The organism is Salinivibrio sp. SS3, from assembly GCF_001722105.1.
Taxonomy (GTDB): domain Bacteria; phylum Pseudomonadota; class Gammaproteobacteria; order Enterobacterales; family Vibrionaceae; genus Salinivibrio; species Salinivibrio kushneri.
Window position 1 is genome coordinate 12145 of record NZ_MEBQ01000004.1, and the last position, 20112, is coordinate 32256.

Here is a 20112-nt window from a genome sequence, read left to right on the forward strand (position 1 = left end):
ATCTTTTTTATTCACTACAGCGAGCACGCAGGGACTGTCTTTATTTATTGACCCAGATTCAAGATGCCACCACGCCCGCTTTACATCGGGCGCGTTTATCTTGCTGTTTTGTAGCACATATTCATCGCCTTAAATAGTAATTAAATTACACGAATACGGATTTATCGGCGATGAGAGGGGCAATTCAGGGGCAAAAACCGCGGCTCAAGTGGGCGTAGCACGTAAAAAAATTACACGGTAATGATCTAAGTCAACATTCTACGCCCCCCCTGTTGTTAGCATGCTGATAACGAAACAGAACACGGCCATAAGGCCAGCGTTAAAAACACATAAAGACTGGCTAAGCCACTGTTTCGAAAGCGTTTGCTTTCTGTACGACGAGGAAATTATGGCAACACATGCTCATGACCGCAGTGTGAGTCACGAAGAAAAGAGCGAATATCAAAAGAAGCACAAGCCGGCTTCTTCATTTGCCTCCCGCGCTGACTACCTGAATCACGAACTACAAATTATGCGTCCGCGCCGTTGGGGTTTGAACCTGCCTGGCCGTGACTTCCGTTTTGAAATCGAAGACCTTGTTCCTGCTCTAGCGGGTACTATCGGCATTATCGCCATGTACTCCGCCGTGATGATGTCTTGGGCGGATGGCTTAACCGCCGCGTGGGATCACATCACCCTAGGGAAAGCGTTTGCCGTCGAAGTGGCGCGGGTAGAAATGCTTATCCCAGCGCTTCTTTTCTGTGTCCTGTTGTGCGGGTTTATTAACCCACGCGCCAACTTGGCTGGCAACCACGGACCGATGATCCCACTGGTTGGCACCATCGCGTTAGCTGGGGCGCACCCATTGGCATTGGGGATTCTAATCGGTGCCTTTGGCCTGATACTCAGTTATCTCAAAGGCGGCTCTAAATTAGTGAACTTAACGAGCCAGGGAGTGGCTGGTGGTTTGCTGATATTCTTGGGCTTTGGGGGTGCCAAAGGCCAAATTGAGAGCCTGCTCGCATGGGGCGCGGCCATTGATATGGGCTATATCTCCATTTTGATTCTCGCCGTGTCGATTGTGATCTATGCCTTCTTGGCGCGCATCGGTAAACGCTGGCTCGCGATTCCCGTCTGTGCGGTCACCGGTGGATTAATTGCTACCGCGCTGGGTGCGGGCTCGTCACTAGAATTCGTTACTCAACCGGGTGTGCCTAACCTTAATCCGGTTTACTGGTGGGGCTCAACCGAGCAAGGCTGGCAACTCGGTCTTCCCAACCTGTCGCACTTTCTTGCTTCTTTGCCGTTTGCACTGCTGGCCGTGGCGATGTGGTCACCGGACTTTCTTGGTCACCGTATCTTCCAGGAACTAAATTATCCTAAGAAAGCCGAAAAAGTATTGATGGACGTGGATGACACCATGACAGGTTGTTCTATTCGTCAAATGGTCGGGGCCTCAGTGGGTGGCGGTAACATCACCTCATCGTGGGGAACCTACATGATTCCAGCGGCGATTGCGCGTCGACCCATCCCTGGCGGTGCCATTGTATTGGGCCTGTTATGTATTGCCGTTGCCTTGATTGGCTATCCAATGGATGTCGCCACTTGGCCACCCGTGATGACCATCGCGCTACTGTCAGGTGTTTTCTTGCCCTTGCTTGAAGCAGGCATGCAGATGGTGAAAGACGCCAAGTCGAGCCAAGCAGCGGGTATTTGTATTTTCGCCTCCATGGCTGTTAATCCAGTCTTTGGTTGGGCAGTCACTATGCTCTTGGACAACAACGGCCTTATCGGTGATAAAGAGCGCCCGACAACGCTCTCTACCGTTGACCGTCTGGTGATTCCAACCGCCACAGTGATCATTTGTATTGCTGCCATGTTGGCAGTCGGAATGATTCCCGGCATTCCATCTTTGTTGTAATAACATTGCCCCGCTTTCGGGCGGGGTATCCGGATAAATCGATGGGTCGCAGGCGTCAGCCATACTGACAAATACGATGACTGAACCTGGTCCCAATACATATCTTTTTGAAAAGAGTACAGGTAGGTGCAACATGTCTGAGCACGTTTCCAATGCATGGGAAGGATTTGTTGAAGGTAACTGGAGCAAAGAAGTTGATGTTCGCGACTTCATCCAGAAAAACTATACCCCTTACGAGGGCGACGAATCATTCCTAGTTTCTGAGCCAACTGACGCCACTCGCAAACTGTGGGCGCGCGTGATGGAAGGCATCAAGCAAGAGAACGCGACGCATGCACCGGTTGATTTTGATACATCTGTGGTTTCTACCCTGACGTCTCACGACGCCGGCTACATCGAGAAAGATCTGGAACAGATTGTTGGTCTGCAGACTGACGCGCCGCTCAAACGCGCGATGCTCCCATATGGTGGTATCCGCATGGTTCAAGGGTCATGCGACGCCTACGGCCGCGAACTCGATCCACAAGTGAAGAAAACCTTCACGGAATATCGTAAAACCCATAACCAAGGTGTTTTCGATATTTATACCCCAGAAATCCTGAAGTGCCGTAAATCTGGCGTGTTGACCGGTTTGCCTGATGCGTATGGCCGTGGCCGTATCATCGGTGACTACCGTCGCGTTGCGCTGTACGGTATTGACTTCTTGATGAAAGACAAGAAAGCCCAATTCGATTCGTTGCAAGAGAAATTCGAAAACGGCGAAGATCTGCAAATGACCATGCAGCTGCGTGAAGAAATTGCAGAGCAGCATCGCGCACTGGGTCAATTGAAAGAAATGGCCGCAAAATACGGCTGTGACATTTCTCGCCCTGCCGAAACCGCGCAAGAAGCCATTCAGTGGACATACTTCGGTTATTTGGGTGCAGTGAAAACCCAAAACGGTGCCGCCATGTCGCTTGGCCGTACCTCTACTTTCCTCGATATCTATCTAGAGCGCGATATCGCAGCGGGTAAACTGACTGAAGAGCAAGCGCAAGAGCTGATCGATCACTTCGTGATGAAGCTGCGCATGGTGCGTTTCCTACGTACGCCTGAGTATGATGACCTCTTCTCTGGTGACCCTATCTGGGCAACGGAATCAGTAGCCGGTATGGGTGTTGACGGTCGTCCACTGGTTTCACGTACCAGCTTCCGTTTCCTAAACAGCCTATACACCATGGGACCAAGCCCAGAGCCAAACATCACCGTGCTTTGGTCTGAGCAGTTGCCGGAAGGCTTCAAAAAGTTCTGTGCCAAAGTCTCGATCGACACCTCGTCTATCCAGTACGAGAACGACGATCTGATGCGCACTGACTTTGATAATGACGACTATGCGATTGCATGTTGCGTCTCGCCAATGATTGTTGGTAAGCAGATGCAATTCTTCGGTGCCCGTGCCAACTTGGCGAAAACGCTGCTTTATACCATCAACGGTGGTATTGACGAGAAGCTGAAAATCCAAGTTGCCCCTGAGCACGCGCCGATGACCGATGAAGTGTTGGACTATGACAAAGTCATGGACCGCATGGATCACCTGATGGATTGGTTAGCAAAACAATACGTGACTGCGCTGAACAGCATTCACTTCATGCACGACAAATACAGCTATGAAGCGGCGCTGATGGCCTTCCACGACCGTGATGTACATCGCACCATGGCATGCGGTATCGCCGGTCTCTCGGTGGCGGCTGACTCACTAGCCGCGATTAAATACGCCAAAGTGAAGCCAGTTCGTGACGAAGACGGTATTGCTATCGACTTTGATATCGAAGGCGAATACCCAGCATTTGGTAACAACGACGAGCGTGTTGATGCGATTGCCTGTGACTTGGTCGAGCGCTTCATGAACAAGATCCGTTCACTGAGAACGTATCGTGATGCGGTTCCAACTCAATCTATCCTGACAATCACCTCAAACGTGGTTTACGGTAAGAAAACGGGTAACACCCCTGACGGTCGTCAAGCCGGTATGCCATTTGGCCCAGGTGCTAACCCCATGCACGGCCGTGATGAAAAAGGCGCCGTCGCGTCACTGACATCTGTTGGTAAACTGCCATTTGCCCACGCCAAAGACGGTATTTCTTATACCTTCTCTATCGTGCCAAATGCACTGGGTAAAGACGAAAACGCACAACGCGCTAACTTGGCAGGCTTGATGGATGGTTACTTCCACCACGAAAGCGGCCAAGAAGGTGGCCAGCACTTGAACGTTAACGTGATGAACCGTGAAATGTTGCTGGACGCGATGGATCACCCTGAGAACTACCCTCAACTGACTATCCGCGTATCAGGTTATGCGGTACGTTTTAACTCGCTGACGAAAGAGCAGCAACAAGACGTGATTACCCGTACCTTTACCTCTTCACTGTAAGCGATAAAGCAGGGTTAACGCCCAAAGAAAAAACCGCCGGCAATGCTGGCGGTTTTTGTTTGTCTGTCGTTTTTCAGCGCTATGTCTTAAAGAGGCAACGCCCAGCGAGCGGTTGTTTAACCTGCCAGCTAGGCGCAATCAGCAATTACACCACTTCAAAGCGATCCAACTTACTGTCCAACTCACGGGCTGAATCAGCAAGCAGTTGGCTTTGCTCAGCAAGGTGCGAGGCGGCACCGCTAATTTCGTTGGCTGAGTTGTGAATGTTGCTCACGTTTTGGTTCATTTCTTCTGACACCGTCCCCTGCTCTTCTGCCGCGGCGGCAATTTGTACCACGCGGTCATTCGAGCCATGCAAGGCACTCACCATGGCTTTCAATTGTTCTTGGGTTTCTAGCGCCGTATTGACACTGTCTTCACTGGATTGATGGCTTGATGTCATCGCCTCTGCCGCTTCAATCGCGTTGTTGGTCAGTGATTCTATGGTGCCTTGAATTTGGGTGGTCGATTTTTGCGTGCCTTGTGCAAGCGAGCGCACTTCGTCAGCGACCACCGCGAAGCCTCGGCCTTGCTCACCGGCGCGGGCCGCTTCAATGGCGGCGTTAAGCGCCAAGAGATTGGTTTGTTCAGAGATGCCTTGGATCACCGTCGCCACATCACTGATCTCCATCACGCCTTGTTTCACTTGATTCACCAGTTTATCCGCCGCGGCAATACGCTCAGCCACCTCACGAATACTGGCCACCGTGCTGTCTAGCTTATGGTTGCCATCGTCCGCCATTGAGGAAATGTCATTGGTGGCTTGCGCGGTTTGCTCGGCGTGATCGGCAACATCGGCCACGGTGGCCGTCATTTCGTTCATCGCCGTGGCCAACTGCTCAAGTTGCGCACGTTGAGATTGAATACTTTGTGCACTTTCCTCACTGGCCGACGCTATTGAAGACGCCATGGTCGACGATTGTTTGGCTTCGTCATGCGCAACACGCAGCGCCTCTCGTACACTGCTCATCGCGGTATCCATCCGTCGAGCGAGCTTGCCTATTTCGTCGTGGCGGGTATAGCCACACTCTATCCGAAGATCGCCACCCGCAATGCGATCGAATTTTTCTACCAGCTCATCCAATGGCATCACAATATCGCGGCTGACAAACCCACCGGCTACCAGCAAGATAGCGCCAGATAACAGGGTTAAACCACCGATTTGCCACGCAGATTGTATCACCCGTGCTTCAATATCACTGACATGCACGCCTGAGCCAATAATCCAATTCCAGCCATCAACCCTTTTAACGTAGGAGATTTTCGGCTTCATCTCGCCCTCAGGTGAGCGCCAGGTATAATCAAGCACACCACCCTGTGCACCTTGACTGACTTCCACCATCTCACGCCAGTGATGCTTCCCTTCACCATCGGTCAGCCCATCCGCACTGGTGCCGTTTAGCTTAGGCTTTAGCGGGTGGTTCACAATGGTAAGGTCAGGTTTAAGCACCCAAAAGTAGTTATTACTGTCGTAACGCAGTTTATTAAGCTGCGCGATCGCTTGTGCTTTGGCTTCTTGTTCGCCAATTTGTGGTGCCTGCTGTCGGTAATAGGCCACCACACTTTGCGCCACCTCAATATTGGCGCGCAACGAGGCCGTCCGCTCAGCATAGGATTGCTCCCGCTCTTTGTTGATGGTGTACGCGCTGATCCCTGCCAGCAACACAACGGCAACCAGCATTAGTGCAACAAGCTTATTTTTCACTCTCAGATCACTGATTCTTTTCATTATAAGTCCTAGCATTTGCTTTGATCCTAGCCTGACACCAAGCATATCCCTGCTTGCATGCAACCTGGCATAAGCATGTATCGCTTTGGCGACGTGTCGCACGTCAGTTTGGACAAAAAAGGGAAAAGTCACAAAATCTGTATGGAATTTATCTGGTTAACGTCTCACTCATTGGGCAATAAAAAATTGGAACTGTGATCAAGCTTGAGTCAGGCGTGTAATGAGGGGGCAATACAAGGCGAGAAGTGCGAAAAAGCCGGGAATTCCCTTATCTTCACACCGGGTTTGTAATAAAATGACGGCATAGCCATTCGCAGTCTGGAGACAGCTATGTCGACAATTGGTCGCATCCATTCGTTTGAGTCCTGTGGCACCGTAGATGGCCCTGGCATCCGCTTTATTGTCTTTATGCAAGGCTGCTTGATGCGGTGCAAATACTGTCATAACCGTGATACATGGGACACGCATGGCGGCAAAGAAGTCACCGTGGATGAAATAATGAAAGATGTGCGTGCCTATCGCCATTTTATTACCGCCTCTGGTGGCGGGGTGACCGCATCTGGCGGTGAGGCCATGTTGCAACCTGAGTTTGTGCGTGATTTTTTCCAAGCCGCTAACGCGGAAGGGATCCACACCTGTTTAGATACCAACGGCTATATTCGCAAACACACCCCGGTGATTGATGAAGTCCTTGATGCGACCGACTTGGTGATGCTGGATCTCAAACAGCTCAATGATGAGGTTCATGAAGATTTAGTCGGTGTATCAAACCGACGAACGCTCGACTTTGCCAAATATCTGCACAAAATTGGGCAAAAAACCTGGATTCGTTACGTGGTTGTCCCCGGTTATACAGATGATGATGACTCTGCCCATCGTCTCGGCCAATTTATCCAAGACATGGATAATATCGAAAAAGTCGAGTTACTTCCCTACCACCAGCTCGGTGCACACAAATGGGAAGCACTGGGCCATGATTACGAACTGCAAGACGTCTCGCCCCCATCAAAAGAAGTGATGGATAACGTCAAAGCGATTATTGCCAGTTATGGTCATAACGTCATGTATTAACCTGACGCCCCTCAGCCCCCATCAGCCGGTCACCTCGTGGCCGGCTTTTTTTATCCTTGTTTTTCGCGCCTTGATACTTACATCTCTCGACGGCGGGCTTTAGTCATCCGAATGGCTTCTCGAATAATACAATCACGCAAGGGATTATCGGCGCCATCCGCTCGCCAGATAAACGACAGTGTCCGGCGCATATTCAGCTCCGGCACATACAGCGCCACCAGCTCTTCGCGTTCTATCCACTTCTCGACATCAAGATAGGGTAAGCAGCTGAGGTAGTTGGAATTGGCCACCAAGGTACGTAATACCGGCACCTGCTCATATTCTCGCCGCACATCAAGATCTTCGATAACGCCATGAATGGCACTATCAAAACTATGCCGTGTCCCGGCCCCCGGCTCTCGCAATACCCACTGCGCTTGCTCAAGTTGCGCCAAACTTACTTGATCGCGCTGCGCGTAAGGGTGATGCTTGGCTGCCACCACCACCAAATGATCATGGCACCACACCTGTTGTTTCAAGCGGCTGTCATCACAACGGCCTTCAATGATCCCTAAATCGTGTTGATAGCGGCGCACACTATCAATCACCTTTTGCGTATTTTTCACCGTAAAGTCGATTCTCAACTCGGGAAAATCACTATCAATAATACTGATAAGGTCTGGGATCAGGTGCTCTGCGGCGGTCTGACTGGCAATTAAGGCAATATCACCACTAATAATGTGCTGTCCATCAAATCCTGCTTCAATTTGTTGCGCATCAAACAGCAGTTGTCGTGCTTTGGGTCGCAACCATGCTCCCCAATAGGTGAGCTGCATTTGCTTGCCTTGGCGCTCAAAGAGCGGCCTACCAAGTAGCTTTTCGAGCTGTGAAAGCGCCATGCTGGTCGCCGACTGCGTTAACGCTAAATGGTCGGCAGCACGGCTCACACTGCCCATCGCGGCAATCGCCTCAAACACAGCGAGCTGCTTGAGTGAGTAGCGCATCTAGGATCCTTACTGTCTGACTTTGATGACATCAGACTATCAATTTTTGTGATTATTACCCTAAGCAATATCAATTTTACTCCTGATAACCAGGCGAATAGGCTGGATTTATTCACATTCAGTCTAAAAAGGAGTACAACCAGTATGTTTTTTTGTCTTCAAGGTCGGGCACGCATTGCCAAAAGAGGAGGCAGCCGATGGTAACCCCTATCCACACTGACGGCCCCGCTGCACTGCTGGTGCAAGCCGAGCAATACGCTGAGAGTAAACCGCGCAAATCGACTCGTATGGCCGTCGGGTTGGCGATGATGGCTGGTCTATTTATCGGGTTGGCGTTCGTGTTTTACCTCACGGTGACCACGGGGAGCACAGCCGGTTGGGGACTCACCCGCTTGATGGGCGGGCTGGCCTTTAGCATGGGATTAATTCTTGTGGTGCTTGGCGGGGCTGAGCTATTTACCAGCACGGTGCTATCGATGCTCGCACGCGCCAACGGCAAAATCAGTACACGCAACCTGCTTTATACCTGGGCAAGGGTGTATATCGGCAACTTATGTGGCGCGCTCTTGTTGGTGCTGATCGTGATGGCGGCGGGCTTATACCAGCTTGATGATGGGCAGTGGGGGCTCAACGCTCTTCATGTGGCTCAGCACAAACTGCATCACAGCTGGCTGCAAGCATTCTCTCTTGGTGTGCTTTGTAACTTGTTGGTTTGTTTGGCGATTTGGATGACATTCACCTCGCAAAATCCGCTGACCAAAGCCGTGATGGTGATTTTGCCTGTCGCCATGTTTGTCAGCACCGGTTTTGAACACAGTGTGGCCAATATGTTCATGGTGCCATTGGGCATGAGCATCGCCACCTTCGCACCAGACAGCTTTTGGCAAGCGGTGGGCAGCTCCCCCGCAGCCTTTAGTGACGTAAACCTGATCCAGTTTATCAGTGCCAATTTAATCCCTGTCACCCTCGGCAATATTGTCGGCGGTGCAGGCCTTGTCGGCATGGGGTACTGGCTAATTATTAATCCAGAAAGAGAACACAAAACCGCACACATTTCTGCATTGACGCTCCCGTCTGCAAATTATTCTGAGAGACCTACTATGACCCAAGAAACCTTAACCATTGAAAAAAACATGAAGCCTGTTCACTGCGCCTTACAAAGCCACCAGTTTGTGGCCGATGCATTAGAGCAACTCAACCGCTATCAGTTACAAGGCGCACCGGTGGTCGACAAGCAAAATGAATTAGTCGGCTTTTTCTCGGTGCAAGATGTATTCGTCGATTTATGGTGGAATGATTACCAACCCGATATGGACACCAAAGTCGAAGACTTAATGCGCACTGAGGTACAAACCGTTGAGGCAGACCAATCGGTGATTGAACTGGCGCAGTATATGAGCATTGACAACCAAGTACTGTACCCTGTCAGTGATGCGGGCATTGCTACGCGCTTTACTACCCAGTCGGCATTAGAACGCGCTAAAACGCAAACCTTATCACGCCCTTATATTTATCCGGTGATGAGAGACGAGCGCTTGGTAGGGGTGATAAGTCGCTCAGATGTGGTTCGGGCTTTGGCACCGTTATACGGCAACGCCATGGATATTCTCCCTGCCGATGCTAAAGAGGGACTTGTTAGCGCCTAATCAAACGCAAAAGCACGCCTCAGCGCAGTTCTGAGGCGTGTTGTTTTTCGCACTCGCCGTTGTCAGGCAGCACTCCAGTTAGTCATCTGCCGGCGTCCTCGTAAGTAAGCGACCCACATATACACCGCCGTACTGAGCAAACAACTGGCTAAGTACATCATCAATCCTTGCTCACCCGCAAATGCTTGCTGCGCGAATACCGGACCACTGACGGATCCAACACTGTACGCGAGGAGAAGCGCCTCAGTGGCCGCGACAATTTTCCCCGGTGCCAACGTGGCACACGCATAAGCAATCGCGGTAGGATAAATGGCAAACACCGCACTACCAAGCATCACGAGTCCAACACCAAGCCACACGTTGCTGTTAGCAAGTGTAATGGTGGCCACGGCAAGCAATCCCACCACACAGAAATAGAACATCAACAGGACTCGATTGACTCTCGTCGAGATGGCACCCAATAACGGCTGAACACCCATGCCGCCCATAATGACTAACGCCATCATAGCCCCAATCTGTTGGTGATCGTCGACACGTTCAGCAAGATAAAGGGGTAATAACCCATAGATCGCACCTAACGTGAGCCCCGACACGATACAGGCAATATAGGCAGCTTTACGAATGGCTCCCAAGGTGCCCGAGTGTTCAACAGCGCCCATCATCGCCTGCGATGGCTCACCATGACGCATAAATAAGGGCACGATAATCGCTGCCGTGACCAAGCTACCAATCAACCAATAAGGCTGGGCCCCTGTCACACCGACATAACCGACGCCCAACTGACCCAAGGCATTACCGCCATATAAGGCTGCCATGTAAAAGCCTAAACGCTTGGCGCGCTGACGATCAGAATCCGCGATCAGTAACCATGACTCAATGGTGACAAACACCCCTGCGACCGCGATACCGGCCACAAAACGTGACACTAGCCATACGCCCTGTGCTTTGATCGTTGCCATCGCGGCAATAGACAGCAACACCACACTCATAAACAAAACTAATGCCTGACGATGCCCCATACGCGCAACAATACGGGCGCTCCACAAAGCACCGAACAATAGTCCCGCATAAAAGGCGCTCGCCAGCCAGGCGGCCAATTCCGCTGGCATTCCAAGCGGCATTAACGCCAATGGAATCAAACTCATCAAGTAACCACTCGCGACCGCAAATGCCGATAAGCTCACTAGTGGCACCCATGGAAACACAGACAGGGCTACGCCGCTGCCATTTTGTGCAGAGGATAGATTGTTCATGACAGTTTGTTCAATTCTCAGATAAGTGGCACGGACGGCCGGGGCCGCAAATATGTACCATTATCCAGAATAAATACAGCGAACATTTTTGTTCGTATCAATAAGAAAATTTAATCGATATACCCTGTGAACGCCTAAGCGCTTTGCCATCAACGCTCTGGCGATAAATACTCACGGTCATAAAAGGTGCGCAACCAATGAGGCCGATATACCGCCATCACCGTCACTGCCATACCGTTTAATAGCGCCTCAGGGAACCACATCAGTAGCGCAATTTGCAGGTAGTTATGCACAATGTCTTGCCAGCTGTGCCTATCGGCTAACCAATACCACAACGAGGTCACTGACAGCTGGAACACTATCGTGAGCGCCGCGCCGATGAATGCAGCGATAAAGATGTAAATAAACAAATGCCGGGTTAAATAGTGGTAACTGAGCGCGAAAATGCCATAACTAAAGGTGATAGGTAGCACGGCCGTGGTCAATGCGGTCATGCCCACATCAGCAACGGGAACAAAACCAAACACCGCCATCAACGCCAATGGCACAGTGGCAATCCAAATGGCAATGCGCCAGCCGTGACACAAGGCTAAGGTGGTCACGCCTAAAAAGTGGATATCCAGGCCTTCTTTGATCCCCGCTTGGAGCGCCCACAGCGCAAACAACACCACCGCGGAGGAAAACGCCAAATGCTGATACCCGGTTTCCTGGCGCAGCTTAGCGAAAAACTCTGGTGGGTAGGTCCGATACAGCACCGCTGCCCACAATAACCAGCCGCCCCATTGCCAACCGCTCATTTCGGCGAACTCAAACATATTCAATCCCTAGTCACTGACCTTTTATACCTTTGACTGACACAACCACTAGCGGGTGATAAACGTGCTACGGACATAGCTCAGATCAAGATTTCCCCCTCATAGAGGTGGTAGTCTTTATTTATTCCCTCATCAATTGATGAACGACTATTGTACCTTTGAAAGTTAAGAGGCCAACCGCGATGGATATGACCCCTGCACAACGTCTGATTTTATCTAATCAATACCAATTAATGTGCCACCTCGATCCCTCTAATAGCGAAAAGTATCGCCGCTTACAAACCATTATTGAGCGCGGTTACGGCTTGCAAATGGCGGAAGTGATCAGCCAGTTCGAGGCGTTATGTGAAACCCAATGCCGTGAGATCATCGATATCATGGAAATGCACCATGCGATACAGGCCTCTTACAACCTTCTGGACGACGCCAACCAAGCCGCCTTATCACCACGTCGCGTGCAGTTCTGGGGCTTTGACGCCGCCACTGAAGGTGCTTTAGTGCATTATGTCCGCTTTCTTGTCGATACAGAGGGGCTCTATCCGCAATTTGATCAAGGCGAGCACCGCTTTAACAGCCAAATGCCCATGCTGGAAAAGTACCGTCGCATGCTGGCTTTATGGCGTGAGTGCCCGCGCCAATTCCACTTAAGCTTAACCGAGATTGAGCAGATCCTCGCCGCCTAAACCAAAGCAAGCGCCCCTCTTTATTGCCAGCCGCCCACCAGGCGGCTGTTTAATTTGCTCGCGCCGCGCTTGTCGAACGCCTCGCAAGCCCGTACCCTTAAGCCCATTCACGCTAACACACCGAACAACCATGATTTATCGATGCCCGCTGTGCCAACAGCCCCTGCAAGCTAGGTCACGTGGCGCCTATTGCGCTAACAATCACCAATTTGACCGCGCCAAAGAAGGCTACCTCAATCTGCTTCCGGTACAATTTAAGCGCTCTAAAGATCCGGGCGATAATAAAGCCATGACCCAAGCCCGTCGGGCGTTTTTAAATGCCGGTCATTATGCGCCGATGCGCCAAGCGATGATTGACGCCCTCACCCAGGCGCTCGATGGCGAGCACCAAACCATCTTAGACGTGGGCTGTGGCGAAGGTTATTACACCCACGCAATTGCCGATCAAACCGCAGCGCAACAATGGTCGGTACACGGATTAGATATTGCCAAAGTGGCGGTACGTTATGCGGCCAAATGGTATCCACAGTGTCAGTTCTCGGTCGCCTCTTCCCAGCGCTTGCCGTTTGCCGACAACAGCCTTGATGGTGTGGTACGCATTTATGCGCCCTGTAACGGTGAAGAGTTAGATCGCGTGATTAAGCCTGGCGGCGTGGTAGTGACGGTCACGCCAGGTCCACGTCATCTATTTCAGCTAAAAGCCGGTATCTATCAAGAAGTGCGCTTACACGAAACGCCACCGGAGTCATTACCAGGCTTCCAGCTGGAAAGTGAGCACTCACTACATTACCCGATGACATTAGCCGGCGAGCAAGCCCTCACGCTACTGCAGATGACGCCCTTTGCTTGGCGCGCATCAGATGAGTGGCGTGACACCTTAGCCAACAGCGAGGCCTTTGAGTGCGACGCCGACTTCACCCTGCGCGTATATCGTCATCACGCCGCAGAGCAATCATAGCCAAGGAGAAAAGCCATGAAACAAGGTCGTGTATCGGTTCGTCTCATCAATACCTTGCTCGCCGCAGCCTGCATCGCATTCACTAGCTCAGCGCTCCATGCGAAAACCGATGCGCTTGCCACCTTATTTGACTACCAAGTCACCCGCGCAAACGGCGAGCCATTGCGCCTGACCCAAGTGACCGCTCAAGTTGCGGATGCCGATGTGGTGCTTATTGGCGAGTGGCACGGCCATCCTGGTGTACACCGCTTTCAAACTGAACTACTCAGTCAGCTCGCCTCAGAGCATTCGGTGGCCCTGTCGATGGAGCAGTTCAGTCGCGATGCACAGCCAGTCCTTAACCAATATCTTGCTGGCGAGATAGGCGAAGACACGTTAAAACGACAGGCCAATGCCTGGGATAACTATGACGGCAGCTACCGCCCCTTAATTGAGCTGGCCAAGCAACGTCAAATCGAGGTGATTGCTGCCAACGCCCCCAAGCGACTGGTGCGCTGTATTGGTCAACAAGGTTTGTCCTACCTGGATAGTCTGTCCGAGCAACAGCGTAGCTGGTTTGCTGACACCGTAGATACCCAAGATTCTGCCTATAAGCGCAAGTTTAAGGCAAATATGCACCATGGCAGCGCCAGCCAAACAGACGCGCAATATGCCGCCCAGCTTGCCTGGGATGCCACCATGGCCGAAAGCATCGTCACGTATCATGCCGCTCACCCCAACAGCCAAATTGTGCATGTCGCCGGGCGTTTTCACGTGGCTGAGGGGTTGGGAACCGCCGCACAAATTCACGCCCGCAACCCTGAACTGCGCATTGCACTGATCACCGCGGTGAGCGACCAAGCCATGCTGAGCGACGACGCGCCAGACTTGCGCTTGCACGTACTGCCCATGCCACAGCGTTGGCTGTCGATGGATGAAATGCGTCAAGCGGTGAGCCAAATGCAGGGGCAAGGTGACGCGCAGTGTAAGCGCGCAACCAAATAGCTCAGCGCTCACGCTTTTCCACAGACAAAAAACGCCGACCAACTGGTCGGCGTTTTTTGTCGATTCTTCTCTATACCTAGTCGATAGCTATTCGATCGCGACGACGCCGCGTGTCTGTTAGAACCAGCGCTCCAACGCGGCGCGATCCACTTTAAACGCGCGGCTTAACGCATGTGCAAGCTCTTTGTACTTAGGTTGGCTTTTAATGGGCTGCATCGCATGGCCTTCGCTGGTGATCTTTTGATGCAGCTCGCGATACCAACCCGCAAGCGCCGGCGGCAGAGGCGTATCACGACGCTTACCCAACCACCACAAACCTTGCACCGGCAGGCTTAACGCGAATAAGGCCACAATCACCGCTTGCGGTAGCCCTTGCACATTATTGGCCGACATCTGCAGCAATACACTGATTGCCGCCACGGCAGGCATGACTTTAATCGCGAAACGAGTCATGGTGATCACTCGATTTTCGGGAAAAACCGGTGCCAACTCCTTTCTCATTGGCCATTCCTGCATGTACTTCTGACCGTCTTGCAGGCAGCGCCAGATTGACTTATTCGTTGTCATACCTACCTCACTTACTCAGTGTGACTCGACTCGCTGTCACTCAACTTTTACAATAAAAATTAAACAAACTGTTTAAAAACTTTCAAAATTAACCAGTATTGCTCAAAAAATTTTTGTTATCTGTATCAAGTCCCGCTATCCTTAGCGCACTTTATCATTGTTGCTCGGATTCGATTGTCTCGCAACCTAATCTGGTTGTATTCGACGGAGTGTTCATTTATCCAGGACGGATAAAGATGGTTCTTCCCCGCGACAACGCATGAGATAATTCTTTTTTTAAAAAGGTAGTGTCTCTGTTTGTCCACTATCCTTTTTGTTCAATACACTCTGTCTTACGAAACATAGGTAGTCATACATGTCCAAGCTGGTTCTCGTACTCAATTGCGGAAGCTCCTCTTTGAAGTTCGCCATTGTCGACGCTCAATCAGGCGATGAGCATCTTACCGGTCTAGCCGAATGCCTTCACCTCCCAGAAGCCCGCATTAAGTGGAAAATGGACGGTAAGCATGAAGCCCAACTCGGCGAAGGTGCCGCACACAATGAAGCACTGAACTTCATTGTTGATACCATTCTTGCCTCTAAGCCTGAGCTTGCCGAGAACCTAGGTGCCATCGGCCACCGCGTTGTTCACGGTGGTGAGCACTTTACTCAGTCAGCATTAATTACGGACGATGTACTGAAAGGGATCCACGATGCAGCCAGCTTTGCACCGCTGCACAACCCAGCCCATATCGTAGGTATCGAAGCGGCGAAAAAAGCCTTCCCAGCGCTGAAAAACGTGGCGGTATTCGATACGGCATACCATCAAACCATGCCAGAAGAAGCCTACTTGTATGCGCTGCCTTATAACCTTTATAAAGAGCACGGCATCCGTCGCTATGGCATGCATGGTACCTCGCACTACTTTATCGCTAACGCCGCCGCTGAGCAGCTTGGCAAGCCTGTTGATGAAGTCAACATCATTAACTGCCACCTCGGTAACGGCGCGTCAGTATGTGCGATTAAAAACGGCAAATCCGTCGACACCTCAATGGGCATGACTCCATTGGAAGGTCTGGTCATGGGCACCCGCTCTGGTGACCTAGATCCTGCGATTATCTTCCATCTGCACGATGCACTGGGTTACAGCGTTGAGCAAATCAACACCATGCTGACCAAAGAGTCTGGCCTGCAAGGCTTGACCGAAGTGACCTCTGACTGCCGCTTTGTCGAAGACAACTACGGCGAGAAAGAAGAAGCCACTCGCGCAATGAATGTGTTCTGTCACCGTCTTGCCAAATACGTAGCCAGCTACACCGCGACCCTAGACGGCCGTCTTGATGCGATTGTCTTTACCGGTGGTATCGGTGAGAACTCAGGTCCAATCCGCGAACTGGTACTTGAGCGCTTGTCGCTACTGGGTGTTGATGTCGACAAAGCGCGCAACCTGAAAGCCCGCTTTGGTGGCGAAGGCGTGATCACCACAGACGAAAGCCGTGTACCTGCGATGGTGATTTCAACCAACGAAGAGTTGGTCATTGCGCAAGACACTGCGCGCCTAACTGGCCTGTAAGACCATTCCCAACGGCTGATTCCACTCAGCCGTTTTTATATTTGTGCCGGCCTGTCCGGCACGCCAATCAGATAGTAAGAGGAAGTCAACGTGTCCCGTACTATTATGCTAATCCCAATCGGCTCCGGCGTCGGCCTGACCAGTGTCAGCCTCGGCGTCATGCGAGCGATGGAGCGTAAAGGCGTTCGCGTCTCATTTTTTAAACCCATTGCCCAGCCACATCACGGTAGCGACACCGATGTGACAGACCTGACGACGGAAATCATTCACGCCAACAGTGATATGAAAGTCGCCGAGTCAATGTCGATGAACCAGGCCGAAAATCTGCTGCGCTCTGATCAAGAAGACGTGTTGCTTGAAGAAGTACTTGCACGCTTCACTCACGCCACCCAAAACACCGAAGTGGCATTGGTTGAAGGCTTAGTTACCACGCGTAACCATCCGTTTGCCAACCAAATCAATTACGAGATTGCCAAGACGCTGGATGCAGAAATTGTCTTTGTGACCACACCAGGTACCGACAACCCAGCCCAGCTAAAAGAGCGTATCGAGTTTGCTTGCACCAACTTTGGCGGCAGCAAAAACGGCAATATCTCTGGCGTGATCATCAACAAGCTCAATGCGCCTGTGGATGATGCTGGCCGCACCCGCCCTGATCTGTCAGAAATCTTTGACGATGCAGATGGCGCGCGTCCGACCAACGTTGAAGTGATGCAGATCTTTAACTCGAGCCCAATCCGCGTACTGGGTTGTGTGCCGTGGAAAATCGACTTAATTGCCACCCGTGCCAGCGATATGGCCAAGCACTTGAATGCCACCATCATCAATGAAGGTGAAATTCACTCGCGCCGTATCAAAAGCATTACTTTCTGCGCCCGTTCTATTCCTAACATGGTTGAGCACTTCCGCCCTGGCTCACTACTGGTGACCTCGGCAGACCGTCCAGACGTGATTGTCGCGGCCTGCTTGGCGGCGATGAACGGCGTGGAAATCGGTGCACTGCTGCTAACCGGTGGTTACTCGATCCCTGATCAGCTCAAAGCACTGTGTGATCGTGCCTTTGAAACGGGCCTACCGGTGTTCACCACTGCAGGGAACACCTGGCAAACCTCGCTCAACCTGCAAAGCTTCAGCCTCGAAGTCCCGGCTGACGACAAAGAGCGTGTTGAGTTTGTGAACGACCATGTAGCCAGCCACATTGATGGCAACTGGATTGAGTCACTAAGCTCTGGCTCTAACCGCGAGCGTCGCCTCAGCCCACCAGCGTTCCGTTATCAGCTCACCGAGTTTGCGCGTAAAGCCGCCAAGCGCATTGTGCTGCCGGAAGGTGACGAGCCACGCACCATCAAGGCCGCCGCTATCTGTGCCGAGCGTAAAATTGCTGAGTGTGTGCTTTTAGGTAACCCAGAAGAAATTAAACGTGTTGCCGATCAGCAAGGCGTCACCCTGGGCGCAGGCGTTGAAATCATTGACCCAGTAAAAGCGCGTGACAAATATGTGGCCCGCTTGGTTGAGCTGCGTAAGAGCAAAGGCATCACCGAAGTGATTGCGCAAGAGCATCTGGAAGACACAGTGGTACTGGGAACCATGATGCTAGAAGCCAACGAAGTCGACGGTCTGGTTTCCGGTGCCGTGCACACTACCGCTAACACCATTCGCCCACCGCTGCAGATCATCAAGACAGCGCCGAACGCCTCTTTGGTATCGTCGGTCTTCTTCATGCTGCTGCCTGAGCAAGTGCTGGTTTACGGTGACTGTGCGATTAACCCGGATCCAAACGCAGAACAACTGGCTGAAATCGCAATTCAATCAGCCGATTCTGCCGCCGCATTCGGTATTGAGCCGCGCGTGGCAATGATCTCTTACTCGACCGGTAGCTCGGGCAAAGGGGCTGACGTGGATAAAGTTCGCGAAGCCACCCGTCTTGCCAAAGAGAAGCGCCCTGATCTAGTGATTGACGGCCCACTGCAGTACGACGCGGCCATCATGGAAAATGTGGCTAAGTCGAAAGCACCGGATTCACCGGTTGCCGGTAAAGCGACCGTGTTCGTCTTCCCAGACTTGAACACAGGTAACACCACCTACAAAGCGGTACAACGTTCTGCTGAGCTGGTGTCTATCGGTCCAATGCTGCAAGGCATGCGCAAGCCGGTGAACGACCTGTCTCGTGGCGCATTGGTTGATGACATTGTTTACACAGTGGCACTGACCGCTATCCAAGCGAAACAAGCGGAAGACAACGGCCAAGTGTAATTTGCACCACGCCCTGTCGAGATAAAACAAAAGCCAGCACCCGTTGCTGGCTTTTTTGCGTTTGCGTTCACAACGTTACATGCCAACGCGATCTAGCATGGCGTATCCATTCTGGTTTTGGAGTCGAAGATGGCTAACGAATTCGATCCCGTCACACTACGGCATACCCTGCACCAAACCCCTGAGCTGTCTAACCACGAAGCCCTCACCGCCCGCACTATCGCTGCCCAGTTGCGGCAATTTGGCTTTCACCCTGCCACTGATGTCGGCGGTCACGGGATCCTGGTCACCATTCAAGGCGCGGCACCAGGGCCCACCACCTTGCTACGTGCCGATTTCGATGCGCTGCCGATTGAAGAGCGTGGATCACTGGCTTATTGCTCCCAGCACTCAGGCGTGATGCATGCCTGTGGCCACGATGGTCATACCGCGGCGTTGCTGGCCGTCGCCGCCGAGCTTCGCCACACGCCACCCGCTCGTGGCACTGTGCTGCTCGCCTTTCAGCCTGCCGAAGAAACCGGCGAAGGCGCAGCGCGTATGTGCGAGTCCCCCGCACTTACCAACGCGCAGATTGATAACGTCTACGCCTTTCACAATCTCCCCGGCTTTAGTCAGCATCAAATCGTGGTGCGCCCCGGCACCTTTGCCTGTGCCTCGACCGGAGTCGCTATTGAGTTGTACGGAAAAACTTCTCATGCCGCCTACCCAGAGCGTGGGATCAGCCCTGCCAGTGCGATGACAGGCGTGCTGCATACCCTGACACAACTGCCCGACGCCTACCCTGACGCCAACAGCCTCGTCACCTTGGTTCACGCCCAGTTAGGAGAGCCTGCCTACGGCGTCGCCCCCGGCCAGGCGACCGTGATGGCCACGTTACGCAGTGATGACAACGCCTGCTTTCACGCCATGAAGGCCGACTTAATCGACAAAGTGAACACGCTGGCGGCTCGGGCAGGATTAACGGTCAGTGTTTGCTGGCATGAGCCCTTTATCGCGGCCGAGAACAGCACGCACCATACGCAGCATGTGGTCAATGCCGCGCAGTCGTTAGGGTTAGCCGTTCACAGGCTCACCGAGCCCATGCGTTGGTCGGAGGATGTGGCCGAATTTCTTGCTCGTTGGCCAGGGGCGTTATTTGGCATTGGCAGTGGTGAGCATCATCCACAGCTGCACAACCCTGATTATGATTTCCCAGATGCGATCCTCCCCACCGCCAAAGCGCTCTTTACCGCGTTGGTCGCTGAGCATCACGGCTGCATCACAGGCTAA

General features: G+C 52.2%; 15 protein-coding genes. 10 read left to right on the forward strand and 5 right to left on the reverse strand.

Annotated features, from left to right (window positions below):
- The first annotated feature begins 388 nt into the window (after positions 1-388).
- Positions 389-1900: a DUF3360 family protein gene (locus BGL48_RS01710; protein WP_069361040.1), complete on the forward strand. Its 1512-nt coding sequence runs from the start codon at positions 389-391 to the stop codon at positions 1898-1900.
- Between the two features lie 133 nt (positions 1901-2033).
- Positions 2034-4310 carry a formate C-acetyltransferase gene (pflB, locus tag BGL48_RS01715; RefSeq protein ID WP_069361041.1) on the forward strand — a complete coding sequence of 759 codons (2277 nt, stop codon included), beginning with the start codon at positions 2034-2036 and terminating at the stop codon, positions 4308-4310.
- A gap of 145 nt (positions 4311-4455) precedes the next feature.
- Here the strand turns inward: pflB and BGL48_RS01720 are convergent, their stop codons facing one another.
- Positions 4456-6078, reverse strand: coding sequence for a methyl-accepting chemotaxis protein (locus tag BGL48_RS01720; protein WP_069361042.1), 1623 nt, complete (start codon positions 6076-6078; stop codon positions 4456-4458).
- A gap of 330 nt (positions 6079-6408) precedes the next feature.
- Here BGL48_RS01720 and pflA point away from each other — a divergent pair, with 330 nt between their 5' ends.
- Complete coding sequence (gene pflA / locus BGL48_RS01725; protein ID WP_069361043.1) at positions 6409-7149, forward strand: pyruvate formate lyase 1-activating protein; 741 nt, start codon at positions 6409-6411, stop codon at positions 7147-7149.
- A 77-nt stretch (positions 7150-7226) separates the two neighbouring features.
- Here the strand turns inward: pflA and BGL48_RS01730 are convergent, their stop codons facing one another.
- A complete protein-coding gene (locus BGL48_RS01730; RefSeq protein ID WP_069361044.1) occupies positions 7227-8132 on the reverse strand; it encodes a LysR substrate-binding domain-containing protein in 906 nt (301 codons plus the stop codon).
- Between the two features lie 197 nt (positions 8133-8329).
- On the opposite strand from BGL48_RS01730, the gene focA reads away from it, so the two are divergent.
- Positions 8330-9778, forward strand: a complete 1449-nt coding sequence (gene focA, locus BGL48_RS01735) for a formate transporter FocA (protein WP_069361045.1) — start codon at positions 8330-8332, stop codon at positions 9776-9778.
- A gap of 62 nt (positions 9779-9840) precedes the next feature.
- Here the strand turns inward: focA and BGL48_RS01740 are convergent, their stop codons facing one another.
- Positions 9841-11031: an MFS transporter gene (locus tag BGL48_RS01740; RefSeq protein WP_069361046.1), complete on the reverse strand. Its 1191-nt coding sequence runs from the start codon at positions 11029-11031 to the stop codon at positions 9841-9843.
- A 149-nt stretch (positions 11032-11180) separates the two neighbouring features.
- On the reverse strand, positions 11181-11828 hold the full coding sequence (locus BGL48_RS01745) for an energy-coupling factor ABC transporter permease (RefSeq protein WP_069361173.1): 648 nt from the start codon (positions 11826-11828) through the stop codon (positions 11181-11183).
- Between the two features lie 200 nt (positions 11829-12028).
- Here BGL48_RS01745 and BGL48_RS01750 point away from each other — a divergent pair, with 200 nt between their 5' ends.
- The 3 genes from BGL48_RS01750 (at position 12029) to BGL48_RS01760 (ending at position 14471) form a co-directional block, all read left to right on the forward strand.
- Positions 12029-12529, forward strand: coding sequence for a YfbU family protein (locus BGL48_RS01750; RefSeq protein WP_069361047.1), 501 nt, complete (start codon positions 12029-12031; stop codon positions 12527-12529).
- Between the two features lie 130 nt (positions 12530-12659).
- Complete coding sequence (gene rlmA, locus BGL48_RS01755) at positions 12660-13487, forward strand: 23S rRNA (guanine(745)-N(1))-methyltransferase (RefSeq protein WP_069361048.1); 828 nt, start codon at positions 12660-12662, stop codon at positions 13485-13487.
- A gap of 15 nt (positions 13488-13502) precedes the next feature.
- On the forward strand, positions 13503-14471 hold the full coding sequence (locus BGL48_RS01760) for a ChaN family lipoprotein (protein ID WP_069361049.1): 969 nt from the start codon (positions 13503-13505) through the stop codon (positions 14469-14471).
- A gap of 117 nt (positions 14472-14588) precedes the next feature.
- Here BGL48_RS01760 and yfbV read toward each other — a convergent pair whose 3' ends face one another.
- Positions 14589-15038: a terminus macrodomain insulation protein YfbV gene (yfbV, locus tag BGL48_RS01765; protein ID WP_046073658.1), complete on the reverse strand. Its 450-nt coding sequence runs from the start codon at positions 15036-15038 to the stop codon at positions 14589-14591.
- A gap of 355 nt (positions 15039-15393) precedes the next feature.
- Here yfbV and BGL48_RS01770 point away from each other — a divergent pair, with 355 nt between their 5' ends.
- From BGL48_RS01770 to BGL48_RS01780, 3 genes are all read left to right on the forward strand, one after another.
- Complete coding sequence (locus BGL48_RS01770) at positions 15394-16590, forward strand: acetate kinase (protein ID WP_069361050.1); 1197 nt, start codon at positions 15394-15396, stop codon at positions 16588-16590.
- Positions 16591-16695: 105 nt separating this feature from the next.
- A complete protein-coding gene (gene pta / locus BGL48_RS01775) occupies positions 16696-18843 on the forward strand; it encodes a phosphate acetyltransferase (RefSeq protein ID WP_069361051.1) in 2148 nt (715 codons plus the stop codon).
- A 129-nt stretch (positions 18844-18972) separates the two neighbouring features.
- Positions 18973-20112 (forward strand): amidohydrolase, encoded by a 1140-nt coding sequence (locus BGL48_RS01780; protein WP_069361052.1) that lies wholly within the window; start codon positions 18973-18975, stop codon positions 20110-20112.

Bases quoted from the DNA above. Each gene is read 5' to 3' on its own strand.
- BGL48_RS01710 (WP_069361040.1), top strand. From the start codon at position 389: ATGGCAACACATGCTCATGACCGCAGTGTGAGTCACGAAGAAAAGAGC.
- pflB (WP_069361041.1), top strand. From the start codon at position 2,034: ATGTCTGAGCACGTTTCCAATGCATGGGAAGGATTTGTTGAAGGTAAC.
- BGL48_RS01720 (WP_069361042.1), bottom strand. From the start codon at position 6,078: ATGAAAAGAATCAGTGATCTGAGAGTGAAAAATAAGCTTGTTGCACTA.
- pflA (WP_069361043.1), top strand. From the start codon at position 6,409: ATGTCGACAATTGGTCGCATCCATTCGTTTGAGTCCTGTGGCACCGTA.
- BGL48_RS01730 (WP_069361044.1), bottom strand. From the start codon at position 8,132: ATGCGCTACTCACTCAAGCAGCTCGCTGTGTTTGAGGCGATTGCCGCG.
- focA (WP_069361045.1), top strand. From the start codon at position 8,330: ATGGTAACCCCTATCCACACTGACGGCCCCGCTGCACTGCTGGTGCAA.
- BGL48_RS01740 (WP_069361046.1), bottom strand. From the start codon at position 11,031: ATGAACAATCTATCCTCTGCACAAAATGGCAGCGGCGTAGCCCTGTCT.
- BGL48_RS01745 (WP_069361173.1), bottom strand. From the start codon at position 11,828: ATGAGCGGTTGGCAATGGGGCGGCTGGTTATTGTGGGCAGCGGTGCTG.
- BGL48_RS01750 (WP_069361047.1), top strand. From the start codon at position 12,029: ATGGATATGACCCCTGCACAACGTCTGATTTTATCTAATCAATACCAA.
- rlmA (WP_069361048.1), top strand. From the start codon at position 12,660: ATGATTTATCGATGCCCGCTGTGCCAACAGCCCCTGCAAGCTAGGTCA.
- BGL48_RS01760 (WP_069361049.1), top strand. From the start codon at position 13,503: ATGAAACAAGGTCGTGTATCGGTTCGTCTCATCAATACCTTGCTCGCC.
- yfbV (WP_046073658.1), bottom strand. From the start codon at position 15,038: ATGACAACGAATAAGTCAATCTGGCGCTGCCTGCAAGACGGTCAGAAG.
- BGL48_RS01770 (WP_069361050.1), top strand. From the start codon at position 15,394: ATGTCCAAGCTGGTTCTCGTACTCAATTGCGGAAGCTCCTCTTTGAAG.
- pta (WP_069361051.1), top strand. From the start codon at position 16,696: ATGCTAATCCCAATCGGCTCCGGCGTCGGCCTGACCAGTGTCAGCCTC.
- BGL48_RS01780 (WP_069361052.1), top strand. From the start codon at position 18,973: ATGGCTAACGAATTCGATCCCGTCACACTACGGCATACCCTGCACCAA.